General features: G+C 73.5%; 17 protein-coding genes. 9 read left to right on the top strand and 8 right to left on the bottom strand.

What is annotated here, in order from left to right; all coding sequences use genetic code 11:
- Positions 1-388 precede the first annotated feature (388 nt).
- Positions 389-1,879, bottom strand: coding sequence for an FUSC family protein (locus CCN29_RS05420; RefSeq protein ID WP_086680270.1), 1,491 nt, complete (start codon positions 1,877-1,879; stop codon positions 389-391).
- Between the two features lie 213 nt (positions 1,880-2,092).
- On the opposite strand from CCN29_RS05420, the gene CCN29_RS05415 reads away from it, so the two are divergent.
- The 3 genes from CCN29_RS05415 (at position 2,093) to CCN29_RS05405 (ending at position 4,278) form a co-directional block, all read left to right on the top strand.
- A complete protein-coding gene (locus tag CCN29_RS05415; protein WP_006135128.1) occupies positions 2,093-2,569 on the top strand; it encodes an Lrp/AsnC family transcriptional regulator in 477 nt (158 codons plus the stop codon).
- Positions 2,570-2,619: 50 nt separating this feature from the next.
- Positions 2,620-3,315 carry an HAD family hydrolase gene (locus CCN29_RS05410; protein WP_031059577.1) on the top strand — a complete coding sequence of 232 codons (696 nt, stop codon included), beginning with the start codon at positions 2,620-2,622 and terminating at the stop codon, positions 3,313-3,315.
- A 213-nt stretch (positions 3,316-3,528) separates the two neighbouring features.
- Positions 3,529-4,278 (top strand): DUF4142 domain-containing protein, encoded by a 750-nt coding sequence (locus CCN29_RS05405; protein ID WP_006135130.1) that lies wholly within the window; start codon positions 3,529-3,531, stop codon positions 4,276-4,278.
- 19 nt (positions 4,279-4,297) lie between these two features.
- Here the strand turns inward: CCN29_RS05405 and CCN29_RS05400 are convergent, their stop codons facing one another.
- Positions 4,298-5,122, bottom strand: a complete 825-nt coding sequence (locus tag CCN29_RS05400) for a LysR family transcriptional regulator substrate-binding protein (protein ID WP_086680268.1) — start codon at positions 5,120-5,122, stop codon at positions 4,298-4,300.
- Positions 5,123-5,180: 58 nt separating this feature from the next.
- Between CCN29_RS05400 and CCN29_RS05395 the strand changes: the two genes are divergently transcribed.
- Positions 5,181-5,573: a DUF5997 family protein gene (locus tag CCN29_RS05395; protein ID WP_031016493.1), complete on the top strand. Its 393-nt coding sequence runs from the start codon at positions 5,181-5,183 to the stop codon at positions 5,571-5,573.
- 208 nt (positions 5,574-5,781) lie between these two features.
- Positions 5,782-6,270 (top strand): hypothetical protein, encoded by a 489-nt coding sequence (locus CCN29_RS05390; protein ID WP_006135133.1) that lies wholly within the window; start codon positions 5,782-5,784, stop codon positions 6,268-6,270.
- On the opposite strand, the gene CCN29_RS35605 is transcribed toward CCN29_RS05390, so the two are convergent.
- Entirely contained in the window at positions 6,236-6,730 is a 495-nt protein-coding gene (locus CCN29_RS35605; protein ID WP_063834505.1) for a hypothetical protein, read from the bottom strand. The two genes, CCN29_RS05390 and CCN29_RS35605, sit on opposite strands and share 35 nt — an antisense overlap.
- 88 nt (positions 6,731-6,818) lie before the next feature.
- On the opposite strand from CCN29_RS35605, the gene CCN29_RS05380 reads away from it, so the two are divergent.
- Positions 6,819-7,895 (top strand): DNA polymerase III subunit beta family protein, encoded by a 1,077-nt coding sequence (locus CCN29_RS05380; protein ID WP_031059583.1) that lies wholly within the window; start codon positions 6,819-6,821, stop codon positions 7,893-7,895.
- Between the two features lie 77 nt (positions 7,896-7,972).
- Here CCN29_RS05380 and CCN29_RS05375 read toward each other — a convergent pair whose 3' ends face one another.
- A complete protein-coding gene (locus tag CCN29_RS05375; protein ID WP_086680266.1) occupies positions 7,973-9,220 on the bottom strand; it encodes a cation:proton antiporter in 1,248 nt (415 codons plus the stop codon).
- Positions 9,221-9,224: 4 nt separating this feature from the next.
- On the bottom strand, positions 9,225-9,695 hold the full coding sequence (locus CCN29_RS05370; RefSeq protein ID WP_006135137.1) for a cation:proton antiporter regulatory subunit: 471 nt from the start codon (positions 9,693-9,695) through the stop codon (positions 9,225-9,227).
- A gap of 303 nt (positions 9,696-9,998) precedes the next feature.
- On the opposite strand from CCN29_RS05370, the gene CCN29_RS05365 reads away from it, so the two are divergent.
- Positions 9,999-10,835, top strand: coding sequence for a universal stress protein (locus CCN29_RS05365; RefSeq protein ID WP_006135139.1), 837 nt, complete (start codon positions 9,999-10,001; stop codon positions 10,833-10,835).
- 31 nt (positions 10,836-10,866) lie between these two features.
- On the opposite strand, the gene CCN29_RS05360 is transcribed toward CCN29_RS05365, so the two are convergent.
- Positions 10,867-11,289, bottom strand: coding sequence for a secondary thiamine-phosphate synthase enzyme YjbQ (locus CCN29_RS05360; protein WP_031016474.1), 423 nt, complete (start codon positions 11,287-11,289; stop codon positions 10,867-10,869).
- 82 nt (positions 11,290-11,371) lie between these two features.
- Here CCN29_RS05360 and CCN29_RS05355 point away from each other — a divergent pair, with 82 nt between their 5' ends.
- On the top strand, positions 11,372-12,448 hold the full coding sequence (locus CCN29_RS05355; protein WP_442538243.1) for an FAD-dependent oxidoreductase: 1,077 nt from the start codon (positions 11,372-11,374) through the stop codon (positions 12,446-12,448).
- Positions 12,449-12,455: 7 nt separating this feature from the next.
- Here CCN29_RS05355 and mltG read toward each other — a convergent pair whose 3' ends face one another.
- On the bottom strand, positions 12,456-13,313 hold the full coding sequence (gene mltG / locus CCN29_RS05350) for an endolytic transglycosylase MltG (RefSeq protein ID WP_006135143.1): 858 nt from the start codon (positions 13,311-13,313) through the stop codon (positions 12,456-12,458).
- Positions 13,314-13,356: 43 nt separating this feature from the next.
- A complete protein-coding gene (locus tag CCN29_RS05345; RefSeq protein WP_086680276.1) occupies positions 13,357-15,177 on the bottom strand; it encodes an ABC transporter ATP-binding protein in 1,821 nt (606 codons plus the stop codon).
- A gap of 106 nt (positions 15,178-15,283) precedes the next feature.
- On the opposite strand from CCN29_RS05345, the gene CCN29_RS05340 reads away from it, so the two are divergent.
- Positions 15,284-15,781, top strand: coding sequence for a MarR family winged helix-turn-helix transcriptional regulator (locus tag CCN29_RS05340; RefSeq protein ID WP_006135150.1), 498 nt, complete (start codon positions 15,284-15,286; stop codon positions 15,779-15,781).
- The last annotated feature ends 101 nt before the right edge of the window (positions 15,782-15,882 follow it).

Genomic DNA, 15,882 nt, shown 5'->3' with positions numbered 1-15,882 from the left:
CATGTCACGTCGCGCCCGGGCGGCGCCGTCACCGGCCGGGTGCGGTCCGCCGGCGGCCCCGGCCGGTGAGGGCGCTGCCCGGGCGCGACGTGACATGTGGCGGCGAAGGGCGTCGGCGCGGGTTCACCGAGCGGCTGTGGCGGGTGGGCCGATGCGCGCGGCCGGGCCACGGGCGGCCATCGGTGACGTGCCCCTCGGGGGCGGAGCGACCCCGTGACAGGGCGATGGGCACACACCAGTGACGTGCCCCTGCGGATGGGGCACCCGCCTGCATGCGGCGCGACCACGCGCCCCGCTGAAGGCGCTGCCCAGCAGCCGCGTCCGACAGCTCCCCGGACGGGGGCGACCCGCGTCCGGGTCGCCTGTCAACCGTCGGCCGCGCAGGCCGTCACGCGCCGACCAGGGGTGAGCCCGGCGGTGTCCGCAGTGGTGTCGACAGCTCCGCGAGGGTGCGTTCCAGGGTGTGGAGGTGGGCGAGGGCGGCCGGTTCCGTCGTGGCGGGGGGCGTGCGCGGTTCGATGTCGCGGCCCGTCGTGAGGGCCTCGACCGCCGCCTCCACGCGCCAGCAGGCAGCGGCCAGGCGGGCGTCGTGCGAGGCCTCCGGGTCGGCGGCGACGGCGACCAGGCCGCGGATCTCGCGGGCGCAGTCGTCGAGCAGCGCGAGCACCTGGCGGGCCCGCCGCTTGCGGCCGAGCATCGGGTTCAGCGGGTGCACGAGAGGCGCCACCGACAGGCGCACCCGGGCGAGCAGCTGCTCCAGCTCCACGACCGTGGGCGCCGGGTCCGCGTCCGGGTCGCCGGCCAGCCGCGCGGCCGTCTGCGCCGTGCAGGCGTGCACGCAGCGCAGCGCCCGCTGGATCCAGGCGTCGGTGACGCTGTGCGTGGACACGGGCAGCAGGAACACCACCGCCAGCACCGCGCCGAGCGCGCCGACACCGGTCTCCGCCATGCGCAGGGCCAGCAGGGACGGGGTGAGCACGCCGAGCAGGCCGTACAGCATGGCGGCGAGGACCGTCACCCAGAGCATCATCCAGGTGTACGAGACGGCCGCCGTGTAGAAGATGCCGAAGACGGCGGCGGCGACGACCAGCGCGGTGAGGGTCGCGTCGCCGTGTGCCGGGACGGCGACGAACAGGGCGAGCCCGGCGCCGATGACCGTGCCGAGGACGCGGCGGAAGCCGCGCACCAGGGTCTCGCCGCGCGAGGTGGTGTTGACGAACACCCACCAGGTCGCGCCGACGGCCCAGTACCACCGCTCCCCCGACACCAGCTGGCCGACGAGCAGGGCGAAGCCCGCGCCGGCCGTCGCCTGGACGGCCTGGCGGGTGGTGACGCGGGCGAGCCCGGTGCCGCCGGGCGGTGCGGGCACGGCCGCCGGAGGCAGCCGCCGCTCGTAGCACCACAGTCCGAAGCGCACCGCGGCCGCGATCGCCACGGACAGCAGTACGGAGGCGGACAGCTCGGCGAGCTGCCCGGTCCTGGGGTGCAGGAACTGCGCCGCGAAGTAGGTCATGAAGGCGAAGACGCCGAGGGCGTGTCCGCGGGGTCCCCAGCGCCTGGCGTACACGCCGAGCCCGACCACGGCGAGGAAGGCCGCGTCGCGGGCCACGGGGTGGTCCTGGAGGACCGTGGCGGCGGCCAGCACGGGCAGGCCCACGGCGGGCAGGAGGGCCGTGGTGACGGCCTGCCCGCGGACGGTGGCGTCGGTGACGGTGAACAGGGCGAGGAGCGCGGCGAGTCCGCCGGTGATCGCGCCGGTGAGGGAGTGCCCGGCGAGTCCGCAGGCGACGACGGCCGCCCCGATGCCGAACACGGCCCGCGTCGCGAACCGCAGCCGGATCCGTCCGGGATCCGGCGCCATGAACACCTTCTTCAGCACCTACCGCCCCCTGGCGTCTCGTACGACGTGTGTCGTGATGTGTCGTGGCATGAAAAAGGCGCCGCGGTTCCGCAGCGCCATCGACACACCCATATCAGCATCTTCGCCACCAGTGGCTCAACCGAGCCTCCGTGGAGTGAGCCATTGGTACTGTTCTCGCGGCATCCCTTGGGCCATCTCCATGCCAATGGCCGACTCCGGAGCGACGACCTCGTGGCCGTGGACGAACTCGACACCCGCATCCTGCGGCTGCTGCTGGAGCAGCCGCGCACCAGCGTCCGTGAGTACGCGCGGATCCTCGGCGTGGCGCGCGGCACGCTCCAGGCACGGCTCGACCGCATGGAGCGCGAGGGCGTGATCACCGGCACCGCCCCCGCCCTCTCCCCCGCCGCACTGGGCCATCCCGTGCTGGCGTTCGTGCACGTCGAGGTGACCCAGGGGCACCTCGACGAGGTGGGGGACGCGCTGGCCGCGGTACCGGAGATCGTCGAGGCGTTCTCCATCACGGGCGGCGGCGACCTGCTGACCCGGGTGGTGGCCCGGGACAACGCCCACCTGGAGGACGTGATCCAGAAGCTGATCGGGATGCCGGGCGTGGTCCGCACCCGTACCGAGGTGGCGCTGCGGGAGCGCGTGCCGCACCGGCTGCTGCCGCTGGTGGAGTCGATCGGCCGGTCGGCGCGGGGATGACCCGGGTGTGCGGGCCGGACGGCCCACCGAGCCCCTGCGATGCTGGACGCATGCGCGCACTCGGCAGTCTCTCGGTCGTCTTCGATCTCGACGGAACACTCGTGGACAGCGAGCCGAACTACTACGAGGCGGGCCGCCGCACGCTCGACGCGTACGGCGTCCCGGACTTCAGCTGGGCGGAGCACGAGCGGTACGTCGGCATCAGCACCCGCGAGACGGTCGCCGACTGGCGCCGCCGGTTCGGCCTGTCGGCGTCGGTGGACGAGTTGGTCGCGGTCAAGAACCGCCACTACCTGGAGCTGGCCCGGACGAGGACGACGGTGTTCCCCGAGATGCGCGCCTTCGTGGAGCGGCTGGCGGACGAGGGCGTCCCGACGGCCGTGGCGTCGGGCTCCTCGGCCGAGGCGATCGGGGCGATCCTCGCGGGCACCGGCCTGGACGCGTATCTGCGTACCGTCGTGTCGGCCGACGAGGTCGCCCACGGCAAGCCGGCCCCCGACGTGTTCCTGGAGGCGGCGCGGCGGCTGGGCGCGGACCCGGCGGACTGCGTGGTGGTCGAGGACGCGGCGCCGGGCGCGGCCGCCGCGCACGCGGCCGGTATGCGTTGCATCGCCGTCCCCTACGTCGCCGCGCAGGCCGACGCGCCGGAGTTCGCCACGGCCGACCTGCTGCTGGGCGGCGGCCAGGCGGAGTTCACGGCGCACGCGGCCCGGGAGTGGCTGGCCGAAGCGGCCCGTCGGGCCTGACCGGAACCGCCCTCCGGGGCTGACCGCAACCACCCCGCCGTGCCCGACCAGGACCGCCCGCCGGAGCCGACCGGCACCGGCCCGACACGCGGCGGACGCGGCACGCGAGGCACGCGTCCCGAAGCGGCCCAAAATTTTTTCCCGAACGGTGATTGTTACGCGCTCTCCGTCCGTACTCCCTGGTGTTGGGCCGTTCTCAACCCAGGAGGCACGATGCGCATCTCGCGCAGCACGGCAGGAACCGCGTTCGTGGGCGGAGCCATGATTCTGACCCTCACCGCGCTCGCCTATCCCACCATGCTGGGCGTACAGACCACATCCACCAAGCAGGACCGGGTGGTGGCCAACACGAACTACGGCCCGCTGACCGAGGCGGACCGTGACTTCGTGGTCAAGGTGCGCGCGGCCGGACTGTGGGAGCACCCGCTGGGGCTGCTGGCGATGGAGCGGGGTACGACGCCCGAGATGAAGGAGGCGGGCGAGCACCTGGTGGTCGGACACGGCCGGCTGGACGCCAGCTGCCGCAAGATCTCCCTGGAGCTCGGCATCACGCTGCCGAACCAGGCGTCGCCGCAGCAGCAGGGGTTCGTGGAGACGGTGAAGGCCACCAGCGGCAAGGAGTTCGACTCCACGGCCGTGAACATCATGCGCATCACGCACGGGCAGATCTTCCCCGTGATCGCCAAGATCCGGGCGAACACCCGCAACACGCTGGTCCGGCAGCTGGCGGACCAGGCGAACGACACGGTGCTCGACCACATCACGGTGCTGGAGAAGACCGGTCTGGTCAATCAGGAGCAGGTGAACTTCCAGCAGACCAGCCCGCCGAAGCTGCCGAACGAGCAGGTGACGCCGCCGGCGCCGCAGGCGGGCGCGCCGGTGCTCGCCCTGCCGATCCCGAAGGAGCTGGAGGACCTCAACACGGCCTCCCCGGCGCCGTCGCCCTCCGGCACGGTGCGCTGACGCGTCCGCGGCCCGCGGTTCAGGACCTGCGGCGGGGTTTGCCCCGTCGCGGGTTCTTCGCCGTTCCGGCGCCGGGTTTCCCGCCGGTCCTGCCGCCGGTTGTCCGCCTGGTGCGGCCCGCGGCCCCGGCGGAGGGCTGCCGGCGGCGTCCGGCGTCGCCCTGCGTGGCGCCGTCCTTCTTCCGCTTCTCCTGCTTGTCCGGCTTCTCGTGCTTGTCCTGTGCGGGCTGCGGCCGACGGCCACGGGTGCTGTTGACGGTCCGGCCGCGCACGATGCCGATGAAGTCCTCGACCAGGTCCGTGGTCGCCGCCTCCGGCCAGGCCAGGCCCACGCTCGAGGCGGGCCCGTCCTCCAGCGGGCGGTGGGTGAGGTCCTTGCGGTGGTGCAGCCGGGCCAGGGACAGCGGCGCCACGAGCACGCCGATCCCGGCGGCCACCAGCTCGATCGCGTCGGCGGTCGTGGCCGGGCGTTCCAGGGCGGGGCGACCGGGCAGGGACTCCCAGCCGAGCACGTCGTCGAGGGGGTGCAGCACGATGTCGTCCGCGAGGTCCTCGACGGTCACCGAGTCAGCGGCGGTGACCAGGTGGTCCTTGGGGACCACGACGACCGTCTGCTCGGTGTAGAGGGGGATGGCGCTGAGCACCGTCCGGTCGACGGGGAGCCGGACGAGGCCCGCGTCGGCCTCGCCGTCCAGCAGCATCCGGTGCGCCGGTTCCGCGGGCGCCTGGGTGAGGGTCAGCGGGACGTCGGGCTGCCGCTCGTTCCAGACGCGCACCCACTTGTCGGGCATCACACCGGGGACGTACACGAGGCGGAACGAGGGGGACACTTCCGGGCCGGTCACCTGGCCAGGTTACCGGCCGTGGTCGGCGGCCGTGCACGCGCTCGATACCCTGGACGCCATGACGCAGCACCAGAGCACCCAGACGATGAAGCCCGCGACCGCGGCGAAGAAGCTGGGTGTGTACCTCGAGGCCACCCCCGCCGAGTTCCGGGAGGGCGTGGTCTCGCGCGCGGAACTGAACGCGCTCCAGACCGATCCCCCGCAGTGGCTGCGAGACCTGCGGCGCGACGGCCCGCACCCGCGCCCTGTGGTCGCGGCCAAGCTGGGCGTCTCGATCTCCGGTCTGGCCCGTGGCGGGGTGACCGAGCCGCTCACCACCGAGCAGATCGAGGCGCTGAAGGAGGAGCGCCCCGAGTGGCTGGAGCGGGAGCGCGCCACGCAGGCCGAGGTCCGCAAGGAGGCGGCCCGGCTGAAGAAGCGGGAGCGTGAGAGCGGCGGAAGCGGCGACTGAGTGCGCGGGACCGGCGAGGTGAGGTCCCCCTCCGACGGCACAGACACCCCCGGCCGGGTCCCCGGTCCGGGGGTGTTCCGCGTCCGGTCCCTCCCGCACCGGAAAGCGGTACCCGCCCCACCCCTTCCGGAGAACAGATATATGCACCACCATGTGGCGCTATCGCACGCGTCCGCAGCGGCGCGCCCGACCGTGCCCGGGGTGGGACATGCACGACATGAGGTGGAAACAGGCCGTCGAATGGCTGGCCGCCGCGGCCCTCGACCCGCAGGAGTGCAAACGCCAGTGGGATCACGGTGAGGGGACGGCCCTGCTCGCGGCGGGCCGGTACTGGGACGTGCTGAGCGTGCCCGACCGGCTCGGGCTGCTGGCCCTGGACCTGCTGTGGAGCGATCCGCTCGAACTGCCGGGACCGACGCTGGTGGACGTCATGGCCCGCCGGGTGGGCTTCTTCCTGCCGCCCGACCCGGGCAGCGAGTGGGTGGGCTTCGGGGTACGGCACGTGGGGCGCGGGTCCTGGGTCGCGGTGCCGCCGCCGTACCGTCCCTCCGGGCGGCTGGAGTGGCTGGTCCCGCCGGACGGCTCCGGCACCCTGCACGCGGCGGAGCCGCTGGAACGGGCGCTGCGCCGGGCGACCGGCACGCTCGCGGTGCTCGCGCCGGTCAGCGCGGATCAGGGGGGTCCGGACTGCTGGTGAGGTCCGGCTCGGGCGCCTCCTCGGACGTCTCCGAGGACACCTCACCGGCCCCCGCCGAGGGCGCCTCCGCGACCCCCGCCTCGGGCGCCTCCGCGGCCCTCGCCTCGGGCGCCCACACCGCCCTCGCGGAGGACGTCGCGGGTCCCAGCAGGGGAACGGGCACGCGGAACGGCACGTGGGGCGCCGGGCCGCGGTCGCTCGCGGTCACGACGGCGAAGGACGCCCACAGCCCGTCCGGATGCCCCGGTACGGTGTGGCCCTTCGCCCGCCACTCCGCGACGAGTTCCGCGTAGATCGGTGTGTTCGCCACATGCCCGCCGGTCAGTCGCGCGTACGGCCCGCTCACGGCGCCGTGCCCGAGAAGGCGCCGCGCCGTCCCAGTGCTGTCCATGCCGGAGCAACGCGCCGCCGCGCGCCGGTGGTACGCCGTGGGCTCCAGCTCCGCCCGCGGGGGTGACATCGTCACCCGGTCGGCCGTACGCGTCGGAGAGGCGGGGTTTGACCCTCGACCTGGTCGAGGCGGCAGGGTCCGAGGTGTGGAGAGCGAGATGCGCAGCATTGGTGAGATGGCCCGCGCGAGCGGGCTGGGCGTCAGCGCCCTGCGGTTCTACGACCGTGCCGGTGTCCTGGTCCCCGACCAGGTCGACCCGGTCACGGGCTACCGCTGGTACGCGCCGGAGCAGCTCGGCGAGGCCCGGGTGCTGTCCCGGCTGCGCCGCGCCGGCATGCCGCTGGCGGACGTCCGGCTGGTCCTGGCCGGCTGGACGGCCGCCGACACCGATCTCGTACGCGGGCTCCTCCGGGCGCATCTGCGCCGGCTGGAGGAGGGGCTGTCGGCCGCCCGTGCCGAGTTCTCCGCGCTTGTGGACCTTCTCGACGACAGGGAGTACCCCCTCATGACCACACCCCGCACCGCCGCGCGGCTGTCCGTGTCCGGTCCCGGTCTGGCCGCCGCGCTGGACGCGGTCCGTTTCGCGGCCGGGACCGACCCGGAGCTTCCGGTGCTCGCCGGCGTCCATCTCGACGCCGAGGGCGACACGCTGCACGCCGTGGCCACCGACCGCTACCGGATGGCGGTGGCGCGCACCGCCGCCGGCGGGCACGGGGGCGGCGGCCGTGTGCAGGCGACCGTGCCGCTGCCGCTCGCGGACGCGATGCGGGCGCTGCTGGACGGAGCGGACGAGGTGCGCCTCGTCGTGGACGACGGCCGCGTGACCCTGGAGGCCGGTGACCGGCAGACCGGCGGCCGGTGTCTGGAGCAGGACTTCCCGGACTACCGGCGGCTGGTGCGGCTGCCCGCCGGACGCCGTGCCGAGGTGGACGTGGCGGCGTTCACGGAGGCGGTGCGCACGGGTCCGGTGCGGCTGCACGAGGACGGCGGGACGGGGTACGAGTTGACGGTGCTGGAGGTGACGGAGGACGGCCGGGCCGTCCCCGTCCCGGAGGGCGCCGACGGCCAAGACCTCGTCGCGGTGAACCGGGCGTTCCTGCTGGACGCGCTCGCCGCGGCGGGCGGTGACCGGCTCGTACTGGAGTTCGGCGCGCCCACGGCGCCGCTCGTGCTCCGCCGGCCCGACGACGAGCACACGTTCTCGCTGCTGATGCCGGTGCGGCTGACCGACTGAGGCGCGTCCCGGACGCACGACGGCCCGGGCGGCTCCCTCGCGGGGCTGTCCGGGCCGTACGCACGGGGCGGTGGAAGTCAGCGGTCGCGGCCGCCGTCCTCCACCGGCTCCAGCGTCTCCGCGGCGGGCGTGGCGAGCTGGGCCGACGCGCTGTCGGGCGCGGGCTTCACGCGTCCGGCCAGGCGCATCGCGATCGGCTCCGTGTAGCGGGCGGTGAGCGGTCCGAGCACCACCAGGACCAGGACGTACGCGGTGGCCAGCGGGCCGAGCTGGGGCTCGATGCCGGCGGTGACCGCGAGTCCGGCGATGACGATGGAGAACTCGCCGCGCGCCACCAGGGTGCCGCCCGCGCGCCAGCGGCCCTTGACGGAGATCCCGGCCCGGCGGGCCGCCCACCAGCCGGTGGCGATCTTCGTCAGGGCGGTGACGACGGCCAGGCCGAGCGCCGGGAGGATGACCGGCGGGATGGACTCGGGGTCGGTGTGCAGGCCGAAGAAGACGAAGAACACCGCGGCGAACAGGTCGCGCAGCGGGGCGAGCAGGTTGTGCGCGCCTTCCGCGACCTCGCCCGAGAGGGCGATGCCGACGAGGAACGCGCCCACGGCGGCCGACACCTGGAGCTGCTGGGCGAGGCCGGCGACCAGCAGGGTCAGTCCGAGCACGACGAGCAGCAGCTTCTCCGGGTCGTCGCTGGAGACGAAGCGGGAGATCACGCGGCCGTAGCGGACGGCGACGAAGAGCACGAGGCCGGCGACGCCCAGCGCGATGGCGAGGGTGACGCTGCCCGCGGCGAGGCTGACGCCCGCCAGCAGGGCCGTGATGATCGGCAGGTAGACGGCCATCGCCAGGTCCTCGAGGACGAGGATGCTGAGGATGACCGGGGTCTCCCTGTTGCCGAGGCGGCCGAGGTCGCCGAGGACCTTGGCGATGACGCCGGAGGAGGAGATCCAGGTGACGCCCGCGAGCACCACGGCGGCGACCGGGCCCCAGCCCATGAGCAGGGCGAGGGCGGCGCCGGGCAGGGCGTTGAGCGTCATGTCGACGAGACCGGCGGGGTACTGCGTCTTGAGGTTGGAGACGAGGTCGCTGGCCGTGTACTCGAGGCCGAGCATGAGGAGCAGCAGGATCACGCCGATCTCGGCGCCGATGGCGACGAACTCCTCGCTGGCGCCGAGCGGCAGCAGGCCGCCCTCGCCGAACGCGAGGCCGGCCAGCAGGTAGAGGGGGATGGGCGAGAACTGGAGGCGTCCGGCGAGGCGGCCGAGGAGACCGAGCCCGAGGATGATGGCGCCGAACTCGATGAGGAAGATGGCGGAAGAGTGCACGCGGTCACTCCCGCCCGAGGATCTCGGCGGCGGCGTCGATGCCCTCGCGGGTGCCGATGACGATCAGTGTGTCCCCGCCGGCGAGCCGGAAATCCGGCGCGGGTGACGGGATCGCCTCCGCGCGGCGCAGGACGGCGACGATCGACGCCCCGGTGTCGGTGCGCATGCGGGTCTCGCCGAGCAGCCGTCCGTTCCAGTGGGAGACCGAGGACAGTTCGATGCGCTCGGCGACCAGACCCAGGTCGGTGGTGTGCAGCAGGTTCGGGCTGTGGTGGGCGGGCATCAGCGCGTCGATGAGCGCGGCCGACTCGGCGACGCTGAGCCGCAGCGAGCGGGCGCAGGCGTCGGGGTCGTCGGAGCGGTAGACGTTGACCGTCCGGGCGCCGTCGCGGTGCGCGATGACGGACAGGTGCTCGTGCTCACGCGTGGTGAGGTCGTATTTCACACCGATGCCCGGCAGCGGTGTCGCGCTCATCCGTGGAGCAGGCACAGCCCGTCCCCTTCCGTCTTCTTCTCATGTCGTCCGATGTGCGGGGCCGGACGGACCGGCGCACCGCACCGGGTCGCGACCCCCACCGCCGCAATGGTGCCATCCCGCCATTCGGCCGGAACATGGGTGTTGTCACGGATGGACAGCCGCCGCGATCGCGGCAAGGATCTCCGGGGACTCCGTGTCGCCGCAGGTCAGAGAGGTGCGCCGGACAAAGGGGGGGATCGGGCGCGTAGCGGACCGGCGGCGTGGGTACTCGGTGGCACCTTCCGGGGACGGGAGTGTGTGGTGGACGACACGGTGATCGTCGGCGTGGACGGCTCGCCCTCCAGCCTCGCCGCCGCCGACGTGGCGGCCGAGGAGGCGCGGCTGCGCGGGGCCCGGCTGCGTATCGTGCACGCGTTCGCCCGCCCGGCGGACCTGGATCCGATGATCCACGGGGTGCTGGCCGAGACAGAGCAGCGGATCCACGAGCGCGTCCCGGGACTCGACGTCACCCGCAGCGTGGTGTCCGGCGACGCCCTGACCGTGCTGCGGACCGAGTCGCGGCACGCGGTGCTGACGGTGCTGGGGCGGCGCGGCCGGAGTCTCTTCGGCGACCTGCTGCTGGGCTCGACGAGCATGCAGCTGGCGGCGCACGGACACGGGCCGCTCATGGTGGTGCGCGGGCGGCCCGACCCGCACGGTCCCGTACTGCTGGCCGCGGACGGCTCGCCCGCGGGTAACGCCGCCGCGTCCTTCGCTTTCAGGGAGGCGGAACTGCGCGGGGCGCCGCTGACGGCCATGCACGTCTGGAACACCTGGAGCGAGTCCACTCCGTACGAGGACCCCGGTGACCCGCTGAGCGTGGTGGTGGACCTCGATCAGCTCGAACAGCGCCACCGGAACCTGCTGGAGGGCGTGATCCAGCCGTGGGCGACCGCGCACCAGGGGGTCGCCGTCCAGCAGCGCGTCGAGCGGGGCCGGGTGCGGCAGACGCTGCTGGCGGCGACGCGGGAGGCGCAGCTGGTGGTGGCGGGGGCGCGCGGCCATGGCGGGGTCGCCGGGATGCTGCTCGGTTCGGTGAGCCAGGCGCTGCTGCACCACGCGGACTGCCCGGTCACGGTGGTGCGGACGCTCGGCTGAGGGGCGGCTGCAGCGCTCGCGGGCGTCCGCCTCAGCCGAGGAAGCTCAGGCGCACCCTGCGGTCGGGGTTGTCGCGGTTGGTGTCGACCAGGCAGACCGACTGCCAGGTGCCCAGTTCCAGGCGGCCGTCGATCACCGGGAGCGTGGCGTGCGGCGGGACGAAGGCGGGCAGGACGTGGTCGCGGCCGTGGCCAGGGCTGCCGTGCCGGTGCTGCCAGCGGTCGTCGGCGGGCAGCAGGGTGTGCAGCGCGGACAACAGGTCGTCGTCGCTGCCGGCGCCGGTCTCGATGACCGCGATGCCGGCGGTGGCGTGCGGCACGAACACGTTGAGCAGGCCGTCCCGGCCGGCCGCCGTCTCCCGCAGGAAGGCCTCGCAGTCGCCGGTGAGGTCGACGATCCGCTCGGCGGAGCCGGTGGTGAGGGTCAGGACTCGGGTGGTGAAGGCGTCGGACATGCGCCCATCCTGACGCACACGGCGTGCTTCCCGGAGGAGCCCCAGCGGGAAGATCCACCCCACCGTGCGTGTTGGTGGAAGCGTGAACGATGTGCGCGAGGTCGAGGTGGTCGTCGTGGGCGCCGGGCAGGCAGGACTGTCGAGCGCCTATCACCTGCGGCGCAGCGGCTTCGCGCCGGACCGTGACGTCGTGGTCCTGGACCGTTCCCCCGGGCCCGGCGGCGCCTGGCAGTTCCGCTGGCCCTCGCTGACGTACGGCAAGGTGCACGGGATGCACGCGCTGCCCGGGATGGAGCTGACGGACGCCGATCCGCTGCGGCCGTCCTCCGAGGTGATCAGCGCGTACTTCGACCGCTACGAACGGACGTTCGACCTGCGGGTGCGCCGTCCGGTGGACGTGCACGCGGTACGGGAGGGGCCCGGCGGCCGGCTGCTGGTGGAGACCTCGCACGGCACCTGGGCGACCCGCGCGCTGATCAACGCGACCGGCACCTGGGACCGCCCCTTCTGGCCCCGCTACCCGGGTCAGGAGACCTTCCGGGGACGGCAGGTGCACACCGCGCACTACCCCGGTCCGGAGGCGTTCGCCGGGCTGCGGGTGGTCGTGGTGGGCGGCGGCGCGTCCGGCACCCAACACCTCCTGGAGATCGCGCCGTACGCGGCGGCCACCACGTGGGTGACCCGGCGGCCGCCCGTGTGGCGGGAGGAGCCCTTCGACGAGAACGCGGGCCGTGCGGCCGTGGCCCTGGTCGAGGAGCGCGTCCGGCAGGGGCTGCCGCCGCGCAGCGTGGTCTCCGTGACGGGGCTGCCGCTGAACGACGCGATCCGGCGGGGACTGGCGGACGGGGTGCTCGACCGTCTGCCGATGTTCGACCGGATCGAGCCCGAGGGTGTGGTGTGGGACGACGGGCGCCGGGTCGCGGCGGACGTGATTTTGTGGGCGACCGGGTTCCGGCTGGTGATCGACCATCTCGCGCCGCTGCGGCTGCGGGAGCCGGGCGGCGGGATCCGCGTGGAGGGCACCCGGGCGGTCACCGACCCGCGGATCCACCTGGTCGGCTACGGTCCCTCGGCGAGCACGATCGGCGCCAACCGGGCCGGGCGGGCCGCGGTGCGGGACATCCGGCGGCTGCTGGCCGAGGAGCCCGCCGCGGCCTGAACGGCGGTCATGTCGCGGACGGCTGCGCGGACTTCTCCGTGGCCTTCTTCCGTTCGGCCTCCGCCTCCGCCACGTTGCGCTGGTGCTCCGCGAGGTCCGCGGTGAAGCGGGTCTCCCCCGGCCGGACCGTGACGAAGTAGAGCCAGTCGCCCGGGGCGGGGTTGATCGCGGCGCGCACGGCGTCCTCCCCGGGGTTGTCGATCGGGGTGGGCGGCAGCCCCATGCGCCGGTACGAGTTGTACGGGCTGTCGGCCTCGGTGTCGGCGGGGGTGGTGCGCGCCTTCGTGCGGTTGAGGGCGTAGTCGACGGTGGAGTCCATCTGCAGCGGCATGCCGCGCTCCAGCCGGTTGAAGATCACCCGGGCCACCTTGCCCATGTCGGCCTTGGTGGCGGCCTCGGCCTGGACGATGCTGGCGACGGTGACCGCCTGGTAGACGTTCATCGCGTTGCGCTGCGCGCCGGCGGCGACGGGGGCGCCGTTGAACTTCTCGTTGGCCGTGTCGACCATACGGGCCAGCATCTTCTGCGGGGTGGCGTTCTCCGGGAGCGGATACGTGGCCGGGAAGAGGTAGCCCTCGGGGTTGCCGCCGGCCTCGTTCGGCAGCTTCAGGGCGGCCTTGGCGAGGGACTTCCTGGTGGTGCCGGCGGGCAGGTCGAGGGACTCGTCGATGGCGGCGTAGACCTGGGCGGCCCGCCATCCCGCGGGGACGACCAGGGTCTCGGGACGGGGCTCCTCGTCGTCGCCCATGATCAGCAGCGGCACCGCCACGGCGGTGCCGGCCACGACGGCCCCGAGCGTCGCCAGGGCGAAGCGGCCGCGGCGCGTCAGTCGGATCGAGTTCCGTGACGGAGTGTTCGTCTGCATGCGGGCACGGTAACCCGCATATCGTCACAAACCCGGCATATTTTCAGCTAGTCGGCTCCAGTCGGGGGTTCGGCTCCAGCCGGGCGTCCCGTCGCACGAGGGCCGCGTACCGCCCCTCGCGCTCCAGCAGCTCCTCGTGGGTGCCGCGCTCCACCACGCGTCCGGAGTCCAGCACCACGATCTGGTCGGCGCCGCGGACGGTGGACAGCCGGTGGGCGATGGTGAGGGTGGTGCGGTCGGCCGACAGCGCGTCGATCGCGGCCTGCACGGCTGCCTCGGTACGGGTGTCCAGCGCGCTGGTCGCCTCGTCGAGGACGAGCACCGGAGGGTCGCGCAGAATGGTGCGGGCGATCGCCAGCCGCTGCTTCTCCCCGCCGGAGAAGCGGTGACCGCGTTCTCCGACCACGGTGTCGTACCCGTCCGGCAGCGCCGCGATGTGGTCGTGGATCTGCGCGGCCTTCGCCGCCGCGTGCAGCTCCTCGTCGGTGGCGTCGGGCTTGGCGAAGCGCAGGTTGTCCGCGACCGACGCGTGGAAGAGGTACGTCTCCTGCGAGACGACGCCCACCGCGCGGGCCAGGGTGTCGAAGTCGAGGTCGCGCACGTCCACCCCGTCCAGGGTGACCCGCCCGCCCGTGACGTCGTACAGCCGGGGCACCAGGTGACCGAGCGTGGACTTGCCCGCGCCGGTCGGTCCGACCACGGCGAGGCTGCCGCCCGGCGGGACGGTGATGTCGATGCCGTCAAGGACGGGGCCGCCCTTGCCGTCGTAGCCGAACGTGACGTTCTCGAAGCGGACCTCGCCCTTCACGCGCTCCAGGCGCACCGGATCCTCGCGCTCGGTGATGTCGACCGGCAGGTCGAGGTACTCGAAGATGCGCTGGAAGAGGGCGAGCGAGGTCTGGATCTGCACGCCGGTGGAGAGCAGGCTCACCGCCGGGCGGAACAGGCCCTGCTGGAGCGAGACGAACGCGACGACGGTGCCGAGGGACACCCCCGGGCCGCCCGAGTGCACGGCGAGGCCGGCCGTCCAGTAGATGACCGCCGGCATGGCGGCCATGACGATCGTGATGACCGCCATCCGCCAGCGGCCCGCCATGTTGGACCGCACCTCCAGGTCGACCAGACGCTCGGACTCCTCGGCGAAGGCGGCGGTCAGCGAGTCGGAGCGGCCCATGGTGCGGCCCAGCAGGATGCCGCTGACCGACAGCGACTCGGTGACCGTGGCCGCCATCGCGGCCATCTGCTTCTGCCGCCGGGTGGTGATCTTCCTGCGTTCGTTGCCGACGCGGCGGCTGATCCAGACGAAGACCGGCAGCAGCGCCAGCGAGACGACCGTCAGCCGCCAGTCGAGCGCGAGCATCGCCACGATCGTCGCGACCACGCTGGTGAGGTTGGAGACCAGGGAGGTCGCCGTGGAGGTCACCGTGGCCTGCATGCCGCCGATGTCGTTGGCGATGCGGGACTGCACCTCGCCGGTGCGGGTCCGGGTGAAGAAGGCGAGCGACATGCGCTGGAGACGCCCGTAGACGGCGGCGCGCAGGTCGTGCATGACGCGCTGGCCCACGGTGGTGGAGATCAGCGTCTGCAGCACGCCGAAGACGCTGGTGAGCACGGCGCTGAGGATCATGCCCAGCGCCAGCAGGCTGAGCAGGCCGGTGCGGCCCTCGGGCAGGGCGACGTCGAGGATCGCCTTCAGCAGGAACGGCGAGGCGACCGAGACGAGCGACGACGCCCCGACGAGCAGCCCGACGATCGCGAGGCGGCCGCGGTAGGGACGGAAGAGGCGCAGGATGCGCCGCACCTGCCGGGGTTCCTGCTCGGCCTCGGCGGGCGGCGTCCATGCGGGGGCGTGATCGGGGTGCATGGTCTCCTTCGGGGTTCCGGGTACCGGGTACGGGGTACGGACGTCGGTGATCGACATTCATTGTTACCTGTATTCACAATGAACGTCATCCTGATAATGTTCCCGTATGACCGCCGCGCCCGCCTCCGACCCCGACGGCCTGCTGGCCGAACAGCTGCTCCGGCTCACCCGCCGGGTGCACCGCATCCAGAAACGCCATCTGGAGCGGCGAGAGCTCGGCATCACTCCTGCCCAGTCCCGGCTGCTGCGCACCCTCGCGCACTACGCCTCGCCGCCCCGCATGGCCGACCTCGCGGAGCGGCTCGAAGTGGTACCTCGCGCGGTGACCACGCTGGTCGACGGGCTGGAGGCGCACGGCAAGGTGCGCCGGGTCCCGGATCCGGCCAACCGGCGCGTCATCCGCATCGAGCTGACCGACGCGGGCCGCGAGACGCTCCGCGAACTGCGCGCCGCACGGCGGGCGGCCGCGGCGGAGATCCTCGCCCCGCTGGGGGAACGGGAGCGGGAGCAGCTCGGTGAGCTGCTGAACACCCTGGTCGACGGTCCGCAGGTGCCGCCCTGCGAGGAGGGGGCGACCGGGCGGGCGCGCGACGGCGAGGGCTGACACCGGCCCCGGACACACGCGTCCGGCACACGGGCCGTGGCCGGGAAAAACCGGTTGCCCGGGGATGCGTCACGGAGCCAACCTGTCACGGTTTGCTGCCG

This window comes from Streptomyces pseudogriseolus (genome assembly GCA_002154585.1).
GTDB classification, from domain to species: Bacteria; Actinomycetota; Actinomycetes; order Streptomycetales; family Streptomycetaceae; genus Streptomyces; species Streptomyces pseudogriseolus.
The sequence above is the reverse complement of the archived record's forward strand: the minus strand, read 5'-3'. Positions and strand labels throughout refer to the sequence as shown.